The 286-nt window shown below is 59.1% G+C and carries 1 pseudogene; it reads left to right on the top strand.

What is annotated here, in order from left to right:
- Positions 1-207, top strand: a pseudogene (locus FS804_RS24795) (transposase); the annotation flags it as partial.
- Positions 208-286 lie beyond the last annotated feature (79 nt).

Here is a 286-nt window from a genome sequence, read left to right as displayed (position 1 = left end):
TCGATACGAACCATCACCCGGCATGTCTGGCAGGATGCACGCGAACGCACGGATGCCCACCGCAAGACACCCTGGGGTAAGGCGATCTACAAGCGGCGCAAGGAAACGGTGGAGCGCTCCTTTGCCGATGCCAAACAACTTCACGGACACCGCTACGCTCGCTTCCGCGGCCTGATCAAGGTCAGATGGCAGTGCCTGCTTGCGGCCTAGGCACAGAACATCAAGAAGATCGCAATGGCGGTAACGAAAGTACCCGAACCTGCATGGGGATGAGGCGTTCAAGCCT

The organism is Agrobacterium sp. DE0009, from assembly GCF_007680755.1.
Lineage (GTDB): Bacteria > Pseudomonadota > Alphaproteobacteria > Rhizobiales > Rhizobiaceae > Agrobacterium > Agrobacterium tumefaciens_B.
This window is presented reverse-complemented; position numbering and strand designations above follow the sequence as displayed.